Raw genomic sequence first — 17,439 nt, 5'->3', positions numbered from 1 at the left:
TAATAAGGATATAAACAATGATGACACTTTACGGCTATTTTCGCAGTGGTACTTCTCACCGTACCCGTATTGCCTTGAATTTAAAAGGCTTAGATTATGATGATATCGCGATCAATCTGGCACAAGATGAGCAGTTAGAGGACGCATTTAAAGCGATTAATCCGCAAGGACTGGTGCCAGTCTTAAGAGCGGACGATTTATTATTATACCAAAGTCCCGCTATCTTGGAGTGGTTAGAAGAGGCCTACCCTGAGCACGCTTTATTGCCCCAAGATGCCGCTGGTCGCATGCACGTGCGTGCGCTAAGTGCGATGATTGGCTGCGATATCCATCCGATTAATAACCGCCGTATTTTACAGTACTTACGTAATGAGTTGTCAGTAGATAAAGAGGCAGTCATTGCATGGTGCAATCGTTGGATTACTGAAGGGTTTGCAGCGTTAGAGACACGGTTGGCAGCAGATAAAAACCGTGGACAGTTCTGCTATGGTGACAGGCCCACTTTTGCAGATTGTTATCTGATCCCGCAGGTTTCTTCTGCGCGGCGCTTTAAGGTAGACCTGACTCCTTATCCCAATATCGTCGCTATTGATACGCATTGCCGCACACTAAAAGCTTTTGTAGATGCCGATCCTATGGTGCAGCCTGATGCGCCAAAACATGCATAAATATCAATATATTAAAACAGGACTTGATAAGGGTATTATTATGTTAACTATTGATTGTAAATGATATCGACTCTTAACCGCCCTATCACTCAAAGTTTCTTTACAAGGATTCGTATGAAACATACTACAAAAGCATTAATAGCAGCCATGGCATTTTTCGCTTGCTGAAGCACCGATGCCAAAGGCAGAAGGCGCAACACCAGATGACGATGACTGCACACCAATTGCGGTAGATAATGCACCTTTAGATAATGCCTTTGCTCCAATAGCGATGGAGGCGGCGCCGCCTGATTCGGTATTAATCTTATAGCGAGGTGTTCTGACCACTTTGACCGCTACCAATGGCAATGTCTTGCCCGCCAGTAGCACTAGCATTGCCACCCATCGCCATAGCATTGGGTCCGGTTGCGCCATCGTTGTTGACATTGCCAATAGCGGTTGAATTAACACTATAGTACTTGGTTTTGTTAGCGGCGACGCTCTTAGCTAAGTTATCTAACTGTGAGCCATTCACTGCATCTTTACTCGTAGAGTTGATTGCCCCATTAGCGACATTGATTATTTTGTTATTGCCTTCATTAGCCCAAGTGCTATGGCACTTAAGCGTAATGTCTTGATAGCAGATACATTGGATGTGGTATTGATAGTAGCGTTAGCGCTAACACTAGATTTGGAAGATTTGCCACGCCCTTTTGCGTATTCACCGACTGCGGTAAAGCAATTCAATGCTTCATTCCAGATGACTTTATAGATGCGGTTCATGATGTATACTCCCTTACAGATTTGTCAGATTTAAAAAATCAGAAATAAAATCTATGGTGCAAGAGAATCGATATGACCAAATAAAACGAGTTATGAATTAGGGATCATGCAGCCTTTTGAAGTGTTACTGGTTTCAGTTTTTGAGAAATAAGACATTTTCTTTTGGATAGAATATGAAACATCAATCCATGAAAAGCATCTACTGATACGTTGAGCTTTTTCCTCTTCCTCATGATAAATTTTACTATTTAATCGGTAATACTATCTGCACCACCAATCCTAGTACACCATCTCGTCGATTATGGGCGTTGATATACCCCTTATGCGCCATCACGACAGCATGAACAATAGCCAGCCCCAACCCATAACCGCCAGTATCACGATGACGAGCCGTGTCGAGACGGACAAAGGGTTGAAAGATACGTTCTAAGTCATTGTCAGCGACGCCGCCGCCCTCGTCCGTGATACTGATTTGAATCGCAGGCATCTTATTATCTATCTGCACCGCTTTCATCTCAGCGATGACTGTTGAGCCCGCTGCCGTATGCATAAAAGCGTTGCGAACGACATTTTCAAGTGCACTATGCAGCTGCTCTTGATTGCCTTGTACTGTCCAAGCGCTTTTTAAGTCATTGGCAAATGAATATTCAGGTGGTTGCCACTGCCATCTCACCTCTTTATGCTGAAACTCAAAACACACATCCTGCCCGATGTCACTGATAATCTCGGACAAATCGACTGCTTCGCTCTCCAAATTATCAATCGTGTATTGCTGCATTTGTAGGGATTGAATATGGATAATTTGCTCAATTAACTCATTCATCCGCGCAGACTCTTTGTCAATACGGTCTAAATAACGATGGGCGTTGGGTGCAAAATCACGAGTCAGCTCAGTTGCAACATCGAGACGCGCGAGCGGTGAGCGCAGCTCATGCGAGATATCACTGAGCATCTGCTTACGCGCCAGCTCACTATCAGCCAGTCTCGTTGACAAATGAGCCACATCTTTGGCCAGTAATCCCAGCTCATCATCACCCATTTTTGATAGCGCTGGATTGGCTTGATAGTCCCCATCAATCATACGGTGCACGGTACTCTGCACACGTCCAATACGCTGAGTCAACGTACGGCTCAGCCAGACACAAACCAATACACTAAAAGCAATAATCAATAATAAACGTATGGGAAAATTGCCATGCTGTAGCTCTACCACATCTGCAAAACGTAAATGCGGGCGCAACTGTATGATGACTGATTGTCCATCAGGCAGTTCAACCGAGATGTCTGCCAGCTCAGGACGCGCATCAATATCCGCTATCGCAGCACTGCTCGACATTATTGGTTTTAGGATCTCGTGCAAAACAGAAGGCTGTTTTATGAGCATCTCATCATTCAGATTGCTTGGTTTATTATCGTAAGCTCTAGGCGGTGGCGGCAGTGGTTGCTGCATGGCACGTTCCATCGACTGCTGGCCGCTTTGCCCACGTCCTTGCGTGCGCTCGTCTCTATCTCGATAACGCGGAAATATAATAGCGCCTTGCTCATCGTAGACTCTGATTTGACTCATGAGGCGTCGATCTTGACGATACATCTGCCTGACAGCTATCAAATCACCCACTCGCAGCGCATCGACCATCTCTTGACGCTGAATTAATAGACTCTCAATTTGTACGTCCATACGAGCCGTTAGCTCTTTTTCAGCCAGCCAGCGCTCCACCATAATGGATAACAGTGAGGTAATTAGTATCGTCAGTAATAGACTCAGGAATAAACGCCAAAACAGCGTGATTCGCACTTTGAATTTCGGTGATTTGACGGGATTACTGGAAGTTTTTATCATTAGAGCACCAGTTGATAGCCTTTACCGCGCACTGCTTTTATTGGTTCGTCATGAAAAGGCTGAAGTTTTTTGCGCAGGCGAGACACATGCACATCAAGGCTACGATCAAAAGGCTGCAACTCACGCTGCAAGACATTCTCTGACAGCCATGCTTTGCTAACCACATCTCCTTTTTGCTTGAGCAGCGCCACGAGTAAGTCAAACTCTGTTCCCGTCACTTGTAGCGCCACACCATCTATTTCACAAACACGCTGATTTTGATCAAGATGCAAGCGACTCTCTGGTAGCGGCGTATGCTCAGACGTGGTCGTGTTGGTACGCTTAATCACAGCATTGATACGCGCTAGTAGCTCGCGGGGGTTACAGGGCTTGGTGATATAATCGTCAGCGCCCAGCTCCAAACCAATAATACGATCAATCTCCTCACCCTTTGCCGTCAGCATAATCACGGGCATATCACTGATATTTGGCAGTTGCCGCAGCACACTTAGCCCATCTATTTTTGGCATCATGATATCGAGGACGAGCAAATCATAAGCGGAATCATCATGCGCCACCGCTTTTAATCGTTGTATAACTGCCGCCCCATCATGGACACAGTCGCAATGAATACCATGGTTGTGCAAATACTCTTGTAGTAACTGAGTCAATTCTTCATCATCATCGCCTATCAATATATTTGGCACACTCACCTCCTTTCCATGATTTTAATTGGCTTTTATTCATTTACTTGCCCATATTATCAGGCAAGCGCGTGTCAATTCGCTATAAACGTTACCTTTCTTAATACTTCATAAATGTTCGTAACCTTTAACTGCCGTAAGATAGCTTCTATCAACCGCAAGACCTGCACTTTTAAGACGACCAATCACAACGATTAATAGCGCTTAGAATGCGATGCTTGCAAGATAAGACTTTAGTGTTTACTTAACCAAACTCACTGTAGTTAAAGGATGTCATCATGAAAAAATTATTATTGGGCTCAATATTAGCAGCTTCTAGCGTATTTACTGTGACAGCATGTTCTAGTGTCAATGCAGCCTCTGACACCGCGCCAATGAATCAAGTGCAAAAGAACCATAAAGACGGCGCCATGAGAGGCCCAATGTCAAAACTGAATCTAACAGCGACGCAGCAAGCGCAAATCAAAGCCATCATGCAAGAAAAACATGGCGACCGCGTAGCTGACCGTGAAAAACATCAGGCAGAACGCGCACAAATGGAACAACAAATACAAGCACTGACCAATGCAAGTACGTTGAACAACGCGGCGGTAAATCGTTTGGCCGATCAGCAAGCGGCAAAAGCAAAACAACGCTTTATTGAGCGCGTCCAAACGCAGCATGCCATCTCTCAGGTGTTGACCGCTGAGCAGCGTGCAAAAATGGAACAGCTCAAATCAGAAAGACAAGAAGAAGGTCGTAAGCACTTAAAAGATCGTAAAGGCCATGACAAGCCACATCATCAAGGCATGTAAAAAGTCTGTCACAACATAAGTGATGGCCATATTAAAAAAAGCGCACCGTTTATACGATGCGCTTTTTTACGACAGTATCCTACTTAACACTCAATGATGCTATCTTCCAGTTAGTCTGTCGCCCCAAAACGTTCTTTCGCCATTGGCATCATGTTAAATATCATTTTACCCACTGCTGTGCCATTACCGTCACGATAATATTCCAGCAACTCTGACGCATAGTCTCGCAGATCAATACTGTTGCTCGCATTTGGTGTCTGAACCTCACGTGGTAGATTTGGGAATGCCTTGTCTTTGCTATTAATAACAGAATACTGCTGCAAGACATCTATTGTCATACTTTTATCTGGCGCAGTTTTGCCAGTGTTATCTAATTGGCGGTGCAGATGCTGCCATTTGAGCTGACCACTTTTGTCAAATCCATATAGCTCTTCTACTGTGGCGTTTGCAGCGACTTTAGATTCCGTCTTATCTTCATCATTTATTTGAGCATTTATCATAGCCAGTATTGTTTGCACCATCGCTTTACTAGTGAGTTCCTTTGAGCTTTGAATCGTCTCAAAGGCTGTCATAGGCTCGGCTTCTTTTACCAGCTCCGGATATTTTTGGCTAATGCGCTTGTAGAAGATTTGCAGATAATTTTGATAGTCCTCTTGATAACTCTCAAAGCTTTGTACTCGGCGAATGATTTGGGCACTTGAGAGCATTGCTGATAGCTGATGCGCCGGCAACTTGGACGAGAGCGCGGCAAGCGTATTGGGCGCGACATAATCGAACTGGCTAACAGGGGCTCCATCATACGTCAGATCTAACGCGGCAAAGTGGGCTTTGATTACCTCACGGCCGAACCCTTTGGGCAATGTTCCATCATCAATGGCTATTTTTAACCATTTGTTTCGCCATTTTGTACCGAGCTTATCGTCTAATAGCTCAGAATTGAACATCGCAACATTATCTGCCCATAAATAGATATCACCATTTTTCATGTCGATGTAGACAGGCTGATTGATACTGCTATGATGATTGCGCGCTTGATACTGGGCGCTGGCGAGCATCGTCGCCTTGCCCGCCATGGGCTGATAGATGCCTTGAGCATTGATAGATAACGGTTTTAGCAAGTACTCATCTAGCAGTTGCGCTTTTTTTATATCTAGCGGCTTTGGTTTGTCTTCATAATTATCAAACAGCGCTTGATAACCTGCTGGCACTGTCACATCGCTATCGTACTGGTGCTCCTCCCACGCATAATAAGCATCGACGCACTCAAAATAAGACTGTTTAAGAGCATCGCGCTTGTCATCATAATCTGCAGCTAAAATATCTTTGTTTTGTTTTTCTGCCTGCATGATCAATGCCGCATAGGCTTGGTCATGTGTCTCTTCGCAGTGCGCATCCACATAATCTGATGCCACGACTTGTGTGCCAGATGCTGCCGTACGTTGCTGGCGGTTACTGATCTCGATATTACTATGGTATCTGAACGATTGCCGGCGCTGTTTTTGTAATGCAGTCGCTAATGTCTTTTTAGCGGTGCTAGGTGATTGCTTAACTGTCAATGCATTTGACTGGTTCAAATTGGCAGATTGACAACCCGTTAAGAGTAATGCTCCTGACAGCAATGTACTGGTCAATAATAAGTGATTTTTCATCATAGATGACAGACGTAGTGTAAGCGTTTGATGTGCTTTTTTCATTTTTTATCCTTAATAGACATATGCGTAAATGCGATAAGCTAATGCGACGTCGTCTCTATTTTTCATTATCATCTTTAGCATCGCCAATACGGCTCTCATCAATTGATTCTGCATCATAACGATTGTCATATTCGTCACTACTATAATCAGTCTCTAAGCGGCCATCCTCATAATCGTAACGCGCATAGCGTGCCGTTTGTAGTCTGTCTTTTTTCTGGCGCTGTGCTGCTATCCATGCATTGCCATCGATAGGCGCTACCGCATTTGAGCCAAATGACTCTGCCAATAGTGGCGTTAGGGCATGGTGGTCAAAGCTGGCTTTATCATAGCGGACTTGATTGAGCATGGTCGTCGTAGAGCCAAGTAAATCACCACCGATATTGACGCGCTGCTGCTTGGCAAGCAGGCGATCTGAGTTATCTAAATAATAGTAATTAATCTGATTAAAAGAGATAGGGCCAATGGCTTCGATCAGCTGTAGTAGCGAACCCACATCCGCACTTTGGTAGCCTTTGTTGTATAGCTGTGCTTTGGCAAGCGCGGCTTTTAGCATGGCTCCATTAGGATATTTTTCTGGGTTGGCATCCACATACTCTTGCAACGACTTGGTCACATATTTCAGAGTCTTACCAATCATTTCACCACTTTGCTGACTGCCAAAATAAACTTTTACTACTCGAGTCGCGCCAACTTCTTTGGCAAACGCATCACCACTGATGTCTACGGCGCTAAAATGCTCAGGTGCCAATTCTGCCATGCTGCTCTGTATGGCATTTAGCACCGCATCATAAAGCACTGCTGGTGGCAACTGCGCCGTGATACTGTCAGGCAAACCAAAGCTGACCGTATGTGAGGCCATCTGCGACGGCAGCGGGGTGTTCTCAGGATTGACGAGCGCAACGATTGGCATGATTGCCGATGGATCAAGCGTGACACTGCTGTTGTTAAAATCAAAGGCCACTGGTATCTGTATGGATGAGCTAACGGTTGGCGTGGCATAGTCGTAGCTATAGACGCTTTGTAATTGCCGCTGTTTTGGGTTGTACTGACTGACGCTATTGAATGTCAAATGCTGATATTGATAGGCGTTGGATGCAGCGATTTGCTCAGGAGTGCGGCTGAACATCGTCAGTATGTTACCAATCAAGCCAGTAGAAGACATTGATAGCTCCTCGCTATTGGTCAGCTCTGTCTGAGCACGCTGTTTTGCCATTTGCATGGCTTCATATTTTGCAGCCAATGTTTTCGGGTTTAACCCTGACATGCCGGAGAGCATGCCTTCACCACCGCTACTGTATTCATCATAATTATCATAGTCGTCACTACTGTAATCATCTGCTCCATCGTAGGCATACTCGTTATCGCTGTTAGCATCACTGCTCGTCGGCTCATTCTCCCCTGCTTCAGACAATATAGCAGCAATGGCCTTTCTTTCTGCTTCAGCTTCTGCTCTAGACTTATAATAGTCACTAGGATAGTCGGACTCTATCGAATCTTTCGCATCATCATAATCGTAGTTAATACCCTCTACCACACAGACTTCATAAGCGTCATCATCTTCGTTTTCATTGCATTTATTCGACTCTACACCTACCGCTGCTAATTCTGCTCTAGCCTCAGCTTGCGCTTCATCATCGCTACTATCGTACATTCCCTTAGGCTGATAGGCATAGGTCTCTATAATCGTTCTGAGTAAGCTGCTTGAGCCTGCATCAATACTATCGGCATCGATAAATGGTACTGCTTGGTAATTGGCTTGCGCGACGGCCACATGCTCTGTTGCCAAATGCTGGCGAATCGCTGCCAATAAATGCGCCTTGGCTTGGTGCTCAGTGTTGGGATATTTTTCTTGATTAAACAGTTGCGCGTAACGCTCAGCTTGGGCCTCTTGACTAGCCGTAAAAGCGTGACCTTGACGTTGGCTCTGAGCAGGATTTGCAGTGCTAAAATCCATAAGGGTACTGGAGGCTGCCACATCCGTTGAGGCAGTCGGATTTGATTGACAACCTGTAAGCACAAGCGACGCACTACCAACTAGCAAAGCGATAGAGGTTAATTTGCTTGTTTGAGATACATGACCATTATTATTTTTATTGTTGATGATAGGCAAATAATTACTCGCCATCTCAGAGTGGCACTGTCGATTACGGTTATTAACATGGTTTGATGACATAAGTATCTCTTTATAGCCAGTCGTTAACGGATGTACATTAGTAGTGTTATTTATATCACAAGACGTTACAATTTAGTAATATTAAGACTTATTTTTAAAGAAAATCTTCACTGGCTAGTGAGCTTCTCTGCACAATTTACATGACACTAATTATGTATGTATCGATAGAAGACCACTCATACTGCACATCATATAAAAACTCAAATGACAAAATATGATAAACAACTTTCTACTATTTGCTATTTTCGTTACTATTTAAGTGTATTTATTTGATACCCTATTTTTTCTACTTGCCCAAAAAGGACTTTGCGATGTCACAGCCACTCTCTTATGATAAGCAAAAAAAACCCAAGACTCATAACCAATTAAAATCTAGCGCAGCCCTTATTACGAGTGCGCTACTACTGTCTGTCTCTGCTCATGCACTAGAGCCAACCGTTTCAGCCAACAGCCCCACGGTCAATAACACCTCGATTGATACCAATGCCATCAATCTAGCCATTATGAGGGACAACCCAACCGTCGTATCTGAAACCAAACGCATCACACGGGCAAAAACCACTACTCTCACAACCACCTCAAACAATGCCAATAGCGATCAGGCTATCTACTCTGAAGATGCCATTCATCATCCAGTATGGGCAAAAAATGGCATGGTCGCCACCCAAGAAGCGCTGGCCTCTGACATCGGTTTACAGATTTTGAAAGACGGTGGTAATGCGGTAGATGCTGGGGTTGCGGTTGGCTTTGCCCTTGCTGTGACCTTGCCACGTGCTGGTAATATCGGTGGTGGCGGTTTTATGATGATTTATGATGCCAAGCAAGACAAAACGGTGGCGCTTGATTACCGTGAAAAAGCACCAAGTAGCGCCTCTCGTGATATGTATCTCGACGATGAGGGCAACGCAGTCAGTGACTTATCTCGCTATCATGGCTTAGCCGTTGGGGTGCCGGGGACAGTAGCAGGGCTACTAAAAGCATTAGAAGAGCATGGCACCATGAACCGCGAGCAAGTCATGGCACCAGCGATCGCATTGGCAGAAGATGGCATAGAAGTCACCGCTGGTTTATCCGAATCGCTTACTGCTTTGAGTGATCGCTTGCAAAAATGGCCGAGCACCAAAAAGGTATTTTTCAAGCCTGATGGCAGCGCTTATCAACCGGGTGAGCGATTAAAGCAGCCTGAGCTTGCCCGCTCGCTAAAGCGAATCGCGGTACAAGGCGCAGACGGATTTTATAAAGGGAAAACCGCGCGTGACATCGTAAAAGCCGTCAATGAAGCAGGCGGTAGCATGAGCTTGCAGGATTTAGCCGATTACGAAGCCATCGCCCGCGTGCCTGTCAAAGGCGATTACCGTGGTTATGAGATTGTCTCTATGCCACCGCCCTCCTCTGGTGGTATTCACATTATCGAAATATTAAATATCTTAGAAGGCTATCCACTGGGGGACTATGGTCAAAACAGCGCACAGACCATTCATTTGATGGCGGAAGCGATGCAACTGGCTTATGCAGATCGTGCTGAGTACCTAGGGGATTCTGACTTTATCGACGTACCTGCTAGCGGCCTAACGTCACAAGCCTATGCGGATAACCTGCGTACACTGATTGACCCCAATAAAGCCACGCCAGCCGCGACCATCAAAGCCAACAACCCGCTCCCTTATGAGAGCGATCAAACCACGCATTTCTCTATTGTTGATAAAGACGGCAATGCCATCGCCAACACCTATACGTTGAACTTCTCTTATGGCACTGGTCTCGTGGCTGACGGCACAGGTATTTTGTTAAATAACGAAATGGATGATTTTTCTGCCAAGCCGGGCGTACCAAATGGCTATGGATTGATTGGTGGTGACGCCAATGCTGTTGAAGCCAATAAGCGTCCGCTCTCCTCGATGAGTCCAACGCTGGTATTTAAAGACAACAAACCGTATATCGTTACGGGCAGCCCAGGGGGCAGTCGTATCATCACGACTGTCACCCAGATTATCTCTAACGTCATCGACCATGATATGAATATCGCTGAGGCAACTCACGCACCGCGTATTCATGATCAGTGGCTCCCTGATGAGATTCGGATTGAAAAAGCGCTCAATGTCGATACGGTCAAAAAGCTTGAATCTATGGGGCACACGGTCAGTCCAAAGTCCGCCATGGGCTCCACGCAGTCGATTATGCTCACACCAAACGGCCTGTATGGATCTTCTGATCCCCGTATTGTGGATGCAGCGGTGGTTGGGTACTAAGTTAAATTGTCATTACTTATCAATTATATAGCCCTCCGCACTTTACCGTGTTGAGGGTTTTTTATATCATTTCTTACGTAATTAAATTGACATGATAATTCACATCCCTCAGATTAAACCCTTGCAATCAGTGGCTGCATGCCGCAAATAATGCTATTATTAACGACCCCATTTAAAGCGTATCAACATGGCTACCGAGGTCTTAACCACCTCTCGATAACACTACAAATGATTGATAATCATCCTGTATTTTATCGCTAGCTTATTTCTTTTGATCGTACTAGTAAGAGTCTTCTATGGCATTTGTACACCTTGGTATCCACAGCGAATATTCCATCACCGATTCTATCGTGCGCATCAAGCCACTCGTGAAAGCGGCGGCAGCTGACAATCAGCGGGCGCTGGCTTTGACTGATTTGTCCAATTTATATGCCACGGTGAAGTTTTATCGTGCTTGCCTAGGCGCGGGTATCAAGCCCATTATCGGCAGCGAAGTCATCATGGATAATGAAGACACACGCCTCACCCTACTTGCGATGAATAACGAAGGCTATCAAAACATTACCCGTATCGTGTCGCTTGGGTTTACCGAAGGTCGCGCTGACCCTGTCAATCATGGCACACCTGTGATTAAACGCAGTCATATTCTAGAACATGCAGCAGGCGTCATTGTCCTACTCACCGAAAAGTCAGACGTAGGCCAAGCACTGGTTGGCTCTATGCCAGAAAAAGCCGATGAGCTGCTCACCGAGTGGCAAGCGCAATTTGGCGATCGTTTATACTTTGCCATCAAGCGTACCAATCGCTCAGGCGAGGACGCTTTTATTAGAGCAGCCATTCACTCAGGTGCCAAACACAACATCCCCATCATTGCGCATAATGACGTACGTTTTTTGGCGCAAGAGGATTTTGATGCGCATGAAGCCCGCGTGTGTATCGCAGGCTCGTACGTACTGGCTGACCCTAACCGTCCGCGGAATTATTCTGATGAGCAGTATCTAAAAACCCAAGAGCAAATGGCGCAGCTGTTTGCCGATATTCCGCAGGTGGTTGACAACACCTTACGCTTGGCGACTCGCTGTAATGTGACTTTAACGCTGGGCATTAACGTACTGCCCGACTTCCCTGTCCCTGAAGGCGAGACGATTGAATCGTTTTTTCGGGCAGAGTCAAAGCGCGGTCTGGAAGAGCGCTTAGATAAGCTTTTCCCTGTTGAGGCCCGTACGGACAATTGGAGCGATTTCCGTCAAAGATATGACGAGCGTCTCGCCTATGAGTTGGATATTATCCTATCAATGGGTTTCCCGGGTTACTTCCTTATCGTCATGGACTTTATCCGCTGGGCGAAAGCCAATGGCGTGCCAGTAGGCCCTGGACGTGGTTCTGGTGCAGGTTCATTGGTCGCCTACGCGCTCAATATTACCGACCTTGATCCGATTCATTACGATCTACTATTCGAGCGCTTCTTAAACCCTGAGCGGGTATCGATGCCCGATTTCGATATCGACTTTTGTATCGAAGGGCGCGATCGCGTGATTGACTATGTGGCGCAAACCTATGGTCGTGATGCCGTTTCACAGATCATCACTTTTGGTACCATGGCGGCAAAAGCGGTGGTGCGCGATGTGGCACGCGTCCAAAGTAAATCGTACTTCTTGGCCAATAAAATATCCAAGCTCATTCCCAAAACACCCGGTATCACCCTCAGCCAAGCGCTAGAGCAAGAACCACAGCTCAAAGACTTGATCTCTAACCCTGACAACATGGATTATGAAGATGCCATTGAGATTTGGGAGATGGCAGTCAAGCTCGAAGGTGTCTGCCGAAACGTCGGTAAACATGCTGGTGGTGTATTGATTGCGCCGCACAAAATCACAGACTTTAGCGCCATTTATTGTGACGATGAGGGTCACCGTGTCAGCCAGTTTGATAAAGACGATGTCGAAGCCGTAGGACTAGTGAAGTTTGACTTTTTGGGTCTACGTAACTTAACGGTCATCAACGCAGCGGTTGAGAACATCAACTTGCGCCGTGCCAAAGAAAATGTACCCGCATTGGTATTGGAAGATTTGCCGTTAGATGATGTCAAAGCCTATAAGCTGCTACAAGATGCCAAAACCACCGCCGTCTTTCAGCTAGAAAGTATGGGCATGAAAAAGTATCTGGCCAAACTGCAGCCGACCAATATCGAGGACGTCATCGCCATGTGTGCGCTCTATCGTCCCGGCCCGCTTGATGCCGGCATGGTAGAGATGTATATCGACCGTAAGCACGGTCGTGAAGAGGTCATTTATGACCATCCCAATCTTGAGCCGATTTTAGAGAATACCAATGGCGTTATCGTCTATCAAGAACAGGTGATGCAAATCTCACAGGTGATGGCAGGTTATAGTTTGGGCGGTGCTGATATGCTGCGCCGCGCCATGGGTAAGAAAAAACCTGAAGAGATGGCAAAGCAGCGCGATATCTTTGTCACTGGTGCAACTTCACAAGGCATCGATGAAGTCACGTCAGGCGGTGTGTTTGATTTGATGGAAAAGTTTGCAGGTTATGGTTTTAACCGCTCGCATTCTGCGGCTTATGGGGTACTTGCCTATCAGACGGCTTATCTCAAGCAGTACTATCCTGCTGAATTTATGGCGGCAGTATTAACCTCCGATATGAACAACACCGACAATGTGGTGTTCTTTATCAATGATTGCCGTGAAAACTTTGATTTGACTGTGGTCAATCCGTCAGTCAATCGCAGCGAGTGGCACTTTGTCGCAGACACTCCAACCAATATCATTTATGGATTGGGCGCGATTAAAGGCGTAGGTGAAGGGGCTGTCGAGTCCATCGTTAATGCTCGTCGAACGGATGGACCATTCAAAGACTTATATGATTTTTGCCGCCGTGTGGACATCAAAAAAGTTAATAAGCGTACTCTCGAAGCATTGGTCAGTGCTGGCTGTTTTGATGACTTTGCTGCGACGCTACGACCCGACTTACCAGCCGACGAAGCTTACGAGATTCGCGGTGCCTTGATGAGCCAACTGCCAAGCGCGGTGCAAGCGGCTGAGCAAGATCGTCAAAATAACGAGCTTGGCATGATGGATCTGTTTGGCGAAATGGACGGTGTTGTTGCAGCGCCGCCACTCGTGATGACGCCAGAGCTGATCTGGGGTGATAAGCACCGCCTAAAGGCGGAAAAGAACACCTTAGGGTTGTACTTAACGGGTCATCCAATTAATGAATATTTAGATGAGTTAAAACATTACACCTCAGGCACGCGCCTCAATAAATTGACAGATACTGGTTATAACGGTAGTTGCTATTTTGCAGGACTCATTATAGACATCGCTAACTTTGGTAATCGTAATGTGATTACTTTAGATGATGGCACCTCAAGATTAGAAGTCAGCTGCTATGCTGAGCGTTTCAACCGTGTCAAAGAGCAATTGAAAATCGATGAAGTCGTCATTATCAAAGGCAGTATTCGTGAGCGTGATGGGCGCTTGTTTGCGCGTCTTGATAGTGCCATGAGCATGGTCGATGCGCGCCTGCGTTGGCTCAAAAAAATCAGTATCAAAGTCCATGGTAGCGATATCGACCTACTCACACGCTTGCAACCATTACTCAAATCTGCACAGGCTGATATCATACCTGAGCCACGCTTGGCTTATAATCAAGAGCAAGATGAGCCAGGCAATAGTGGTAGTAACACTTACGACCCTGCCATGGGCGGCAGTTTGTATGATGAAAATGGCAATGACTTATTGGCTCTAGAGAACGATATGAACCATGACGCATTTAATCAAAATAGCATGCCCCAAAGTTATGCAAACAATGCGCTCAGTAATACAGATACTTCTATCAATGATAACTGCTTGCCACTTGGTTTGAGCGTGTATGACGTTTATGGTATCGCAAACGTGGGACTATCCGAACATTGGCGGGTTTACCCGAACGATGATAACTTGCAACAACTGAAGACGTTAGTTAGTGAAGATAACTTACACTTTCATTACAGCTAAAATGCACAATCCAACCAAAAATTTACTATAGTAATTTGACTGCTTTAACTTTTAACAATTGGATAAAAGCCATGACTGACATGACGAATAATAATATGACTGGTCAGACTGATGAAGAGATTATCAATCACGAACAGTTCGAAGACATGCGTGACTTGCTAGAAGAAGATTTTGTCGAGCTGATACAAGTGTACCTCAATGACAGTCAAAAACGCGTTGCAGCACTGCGAATCGCTCAGCAAGAAGATGATAACGCCAATGGCTTTGAGACCGCTCATGCCCTAAAAGGCGCAAGTGCCAATTTGGGTACGACTCAGCTGGTTCGTCTTAGCAGCCAACTACAAGAATGCTGCCGTGAGCGCCACATTAGTGAACAAGCTGATCTTATTGAAGAGATTGCCGCCGCATTACAACGTGCTGAACAAGAAATCTATCAAAGATTGGGGCAATAATGAGTAACGACTCTTTATCATCTACTGAGCAAGCCCGTACAGTGAATGACTACCTCGACTGCTTACAAGTCATCATGGTCAATACGACGTTGCCTGCCAATATCGGCTCAGCCGCACGCGCCATGCATACAATGGGCTTGTCCCGTTTGACCGTTGTCGACCCCAAATTGCCAATTGATGAGACCAGTGTCTCTCATGCGGCAGGTGGTAGTGAGCTGCTGTCATCTGCTGTGATCGCACCTACTCTAGAGTCTGCCATTGCCGACTGTCAGCTGGTATTTGCAGCCAGCAGCCGCAGTCGTCATATGCCGCGCCCTGTTGTGACACCCACGCAAGCCGCTAAGATTATGTTTGATTTTATTGATACACAGTCGGCTTTAAGTGCAAATGATAATAACGTTGACACCTCATCAGACGCTGTTTCTAGCAAACCAAATATCGCTATATTATTTGGGCGTGAAGATCGCGGGTTGACCAATGAAGAGTTGGCTTGTGCTGATTATCACATTCAAATCGACGCCAATCCTGCTTACCCTGTACTAAATGTCGCCTCAGCAGTGCAGGTCATTGCCAGCTTTATTTTTGCTTATGCTCAAACGCATAATCAGACAGCGGACAGTTTAGACGAGAACAACGACTCCCAATCGACAATCAACGTGAATTTGCGTCAGCAATGGGATGAGCCTGCTATTAATCAGCAGCAGCTGCAACAGCTCACTCAGCGTACTACTGACCTTATGGTACAACGCGGTCTGGCAAATAGCGAACATCTAAAGTCATTGCCATCACGCTTGTCTAGACTTGGGTCACGCCTACAGCTTGATCAAAAAGAGTATCAGCTATTAAGTGCTTTGATTGCAAAACTATCCAAAGACTAAAACAAGTCATTGTTTATCAGCTCGCTTTCATTTGACAGCTTTTTACTATATTTTGCGGTACAAAGCTGTTATAACTTAGAAAAAATGAGCAACAATATACTCTCATCATTATTTAACCATCATGACCATAAAATAAAACATTGCTACTTTAGCAACGCTACTTTATCGACGAATAGATAGGACGCTTTATGTCATTGCCATCCAAATTGTTCAGATCGCTTGTCAGCATCAAAAAAGATCTGAAAGAAGATATCGATGCGGTATTTAACCGCGATCCTGCAGCGCGCAATAGTCTGGAAGTCATCCTAACCTACCCAGGTATCCATGCGCTCATTCTACATCGCGGTGCGCACTGTCTGTGGAATCGTGAACAGAAACTGGCGGCTCGCGTCATCTCATATGGCTCGCGTATTATTACAGGTATTGAGATTCACCCTGCTGCCAAGATTGGTAAGCGTTTCTTTATCGATCATGGTGTTGGGGTCGTCATCGGTGAGACTGCTGAGATTGGCAACGATGTGACGTTGTATCACGGTGTGACTCTAGGCGGTGTGTCTTGGAATAATGGCAAACGCCACCCAACGCTAGAAGACGGTGTAACGGTCGGTGCTGGTGCCAAAGTCTTAGGGCCATTTACAGTCGGCAAAAACGCCAAAATTGGCTCGAATGCAGTGGTAGTCAAACCAGTACCAGCAGGCGCTACGATGGTTGGCAGTGCTGCTCGTATGATCTCAGATCATCACGATGAAAAAGGCAATCCCATCGCGACAAAAGTACAAGATGCCAAGCAACAAGAAAAAGTCGCGCAAGCTGGCGGGAGCATCAAGGATCAAGCAGCTGACACCACTTCTACCGCAAAACGCACCAATACCTTCCGTGCCTATGGTATCGATCCCTATTCACAAGATCCTGTCGCAGAAGCGTTTGCTAAAATGCTCGAACACATTCAACAATCAGAGAATCGTCTCGATCAGTTACAGTCAGCGATGTGTGATATCGATCCTAATTTTTGTAAAAAGAAATACGATAAGCTGTGCCTAGAGGATTTAGATGTGATTGGTCGTGCTGATATCGATGCAGCAGATAACGAGCAGAAGTGAATACGAGAGTTTCAGTAAAACAAATAAAACCAGGGGGCGTACAATACATTTTACGCCCCTTAGCCTTATCTACTGCAAAAATATCAGATGTTATCAGTGTGAGTTAAAATAAGTCACCCCACTAACTGTC

The 17,439-nt window shown here is 45.7% G+C and carries 14 protein-coding genes; 7 read left to right on the top strand and 7 right to left on the bottom strand.

Annotated elements, in window-relative coordinates; translation table 11 throughout:
- Positions 1–20 precede the first annotated feature (20 nt).
- Positions 21–668 carry a maleylacetoacetate isomerase gene (maiA, locus tag HL061_RS00905; RefSeq protein WP_197496765.1) on the top strand — a complete coding sequence of 216 codons (648 nt, stop codon included), beginning with the start codon at positions 21–23 and terminating at the stop codon, positions 666–668.
- Between the two features lie 135 nt (positions 669–803).
- On the opposite strand, the gene HL061_RS00900 is transcribed toward maiA, so the two are convergent.
- The 5 genes from HL061_RS00900 to HL061_RS00880 all read right to left on the bottom strand — a co-directional run bounded on the left by HL061_RS00900 (position 804) and on the right by HL061_RS00880 (position 3,956).
- Entirely contained in the window at positions 804–1,049 is a 246-nt protein-coding gene (locus HL061_RS00900; RefSeq protein WP_252962414.1) for a hypothetical protein, read from the bottom strand.
- Entirely contained in the window at positions 973–1,182 is a 210-nt protein-coding gene (locus HL061_RS00895) for a hypothetical protein (RefSeq protein ID WP_071001494.1), read from the bottom strand. The genes HL061_RS00900 and HL061_RS00895 overlap by 77 nt, the downstream gene beginning before the upstream one ends.
- Positions 1,183–1,226: 44 nt before the next feature.
- Entirely contained in the window at positions 1,227–1,430 is a 204-nt protein-coding gene (locus HL061_RS00890) for an ESPR domain-containing protein (RefSeq protein ID WP_071001493.1), read from the bottom strand.
- Between the two features lie 244 nt (positions 1,431–1,674).
- Entirely contained in the window at positions 1,675–3,270 is a 1,596-nt protein-coding gene (locus tag HL061_RS00885) for an ATP-binding protein (RefSeq protein WP_186474587.1), read from the bottom strand.
- The gene (locus HL061_RS00880; RefSeq protein WP_252962413.1) at positions 3,270–3,956 is read right to left on the bottom strand and encodes a response regulator transcription factor; all 687 of its coding nucleotides are present in this window, start codon (positions 3,954–3,956) and stop codon (positions 3,270–3,272) included. The genes HL061_RS00885 and HL061_RS00880 overlap by 1 nt, the downstream gene beginning before the upstream one ends.
- A gap of 275 nt (positions 3,957–4,231) precedes the next feature.
- Between HL061_RS00880 and HL061_RS00875 the strand changes: the two genes are divergently transcribed.
- A complete protein-coding gene (locus tag HL061_RS00875; protein WP_240364971.1) occupies positions 4,232–4,747 on the top strand; it encodes a Spy/CpxP family protein refolding chaperone in 516 nt (171 codons plus the stop codon).
- 110 nt (positions 4,748–4,857) lie between these two features.
- Here HL061_RS00875 and HL061_RS00870 read toward each other — a convergent pair whose 3' ends face one another.
- Together HL061_RS00870 and HL061_RS00865 are read right to left on the bottom strand one after the other, a co-directional pair.
- Complete coding sequence (locus tag HL061_RS00870) at positions 4,858–6,441, bottom strand: hypothetical protein (RefSeq protein ID WP_240364972.1); 1,584 nt, start codon at positions 6,439–6,441, stop codon at positions 4,858–4,860.
- Positions 6,442–6,496: 55 nt separating this feature from the next.
- Positions 6,497–8,614 carry a hypothetical protein gene (locus HL061_RS00865; RefSeq protein ID WP_252962412.1) on the bottom strand — a complete coding sequence of 706 codons (2,118 nt, stop codon included), beginning with the start codon at positions 8,612–8,614 and terminating at the stop codon, positions 6,497–6,499.
- Between the two features lie 311 nt (positions 8,615–8,925).
- On the opposite strand from HL061_RS00865, the gene ggt reads away from it, so the two are divergent.
- From ggt to cysE, 5 genes are all read left to right on the top strand, one after another.
- On the top strand, positions 8,926–10,863 hold the full coding sequence (ggt, locus tag HL061_RS00860) for a gamma-glutamyltransferase (RefSeq protein ID WP_252962411.1): 1,938 nt from the start codon (positions 8,926–8,928) through the stop codon (positions 10,861–10,863).
- Between the two features lie 296 nt (positions 10,864–11,159).
- The gene (gene dnaE, locus HL061_RS00855) at positions 11,160–14,879 is read left to right on the top strand and encodes a DNA polymerase III subunit alpha (protein WP_252962410.1); all 3,720 of its coding nucleotides are present in this window, start codon (positions 11,160–11,162) and stop codon (positions 14,877–14,879) included.
- 71 nt (positions 14,880–14,950) lie between these two features.
- A complete protein-coding gene (locus HL061_RS00850; protein ID WP_071001485.1) occupies positions 14,951–15,331 on the top strand; it encodes an Hpt domain-containing protein in 381 nt (126 codons plus the stop codon).
- Positions 15,331–16,209 carry an RNA methyltransferase gene (locus HL061_RS00845; RefSeq protein ID WP_252962409.1) on the top strand — a complete coding sequence of 293 codons (879 nt, stop codon included), beginning with the start codon at positions 15,331–15,333 and terminating at the stop codon, positions 16,207–16,209. Before HL061_RS00850 ends, HL061_RS00845 begins: the two co-directional genes overlap by 1 nt.
- Positions 16,210–16,397: 188 nt before the next feature.
- Positions 16,398–17,309: a serine O-acetyltransferase gene (gene cysE, locus HL061_RS00840; RefSeq protein ID WP_093069160.1), complete on the top strand. Its 912-nt coding sequence runs from the start codon at positions 16,398–16,400 to the stop codon at positions 17,307–17,309.
- Positions 17,310–17,439 lie beyond the last annotated feature (130 nt).

This window comes from Psychrobacter sp. PSP, from assembly GCF_024085615.1.
Classification (GTDB): domain Bacteria; phylum Pseudomonadota; class Gammaproteobacteria; order Pseudomonadales; family Moraxellaceae; genus Psychrobacter; species Psychrobacter pacificensis.
The sequence above is the reverse complement of the archived record's forward strand: the minus strand, read 5'-3'. Positions and strand labels throughout refer to the sequence as shown.

What these genes read in the sequence shown, in the direction of transcription:
- dnaE (WP_252962410.1), top strand. Translation starts at nt 11,160, where the DNA reads ATGGCATTTGTACACCTTGGTATCCACAGCGAATATTCCATCACCGAT.
- HL061_RS00890 (WP_071001493.1), bottom strand. Translation starts at nt 1,430, where the DNA reads ATGAACCGCATCTATAAAGTCATCTGGAATGAAGCATTGAATTGCTTT.
- HL061_RS00850 (WP_071001485.1), top strand. Translation starts at nt 14,951, where the DNA reads ATGACTGACATGACGAATAATAATATGACTGGTCAGACTGATGAAGAG.
- HL061_RS00870 (WP_240364972.1), bottom strand. Translation starts at nt 6,441, where the DNA reads ATGAAAAAAGCACATCAAACGCTTACACTACGTCTGTCATCTATGATG.
- maiA (WP_197496765.1), top strand. Translation starts at nt 21, where the DNA reads ATGACACTTTACGGCTATTTTCGCAGTGGTACTTCTCACCGTACCCGT.
- HL061_RS00875 (WP_240364971.1), top strand. Translation starts at nt 4,232, where the DNA reads ATGAAAAAATTATTATTGGGCTCAATATTAGCAGCTTCTAGCGTATTT.
- HL061_RS00845 (WP_252962409.1), top strand. Translation starts at nt 15,331, where the DNA reads ATGAGTAACGACTCTTTATCATCTACTGAGCAAGCCCGTACAGTGAAT.
- HL061_RS00865 (WP_252962412.1), bottom strand. Translation starts at nt 8,614, where the DNA reads ATGTCATCAAACCATGTTAATAACCGTAATCGACAGTGCCACTCTGAG.
- cysE (WP_093069160.1), top strand. Translation starts at nt 16,398, where the DNA reads ATGTCATTGCCATCCAAATTGTTCAGATCGCTTGTCAGCATCAAAAAA.
- ggt (WP_252962411.1), top strand. Translation starts at nt 8,926, where the DNA reads ATGTCACAGCCACTCTCTTATGATAAGCAAAAAAAACCCAAGACTCAT.
- HL061_RS00885 (WP_186474587.1), bottom strand. Translation starts at nt 3,270, where the DNA reads ATGATAAAAACTTCCAGTAATCCCGTCAAATCACCGAAATTCAAAGTG.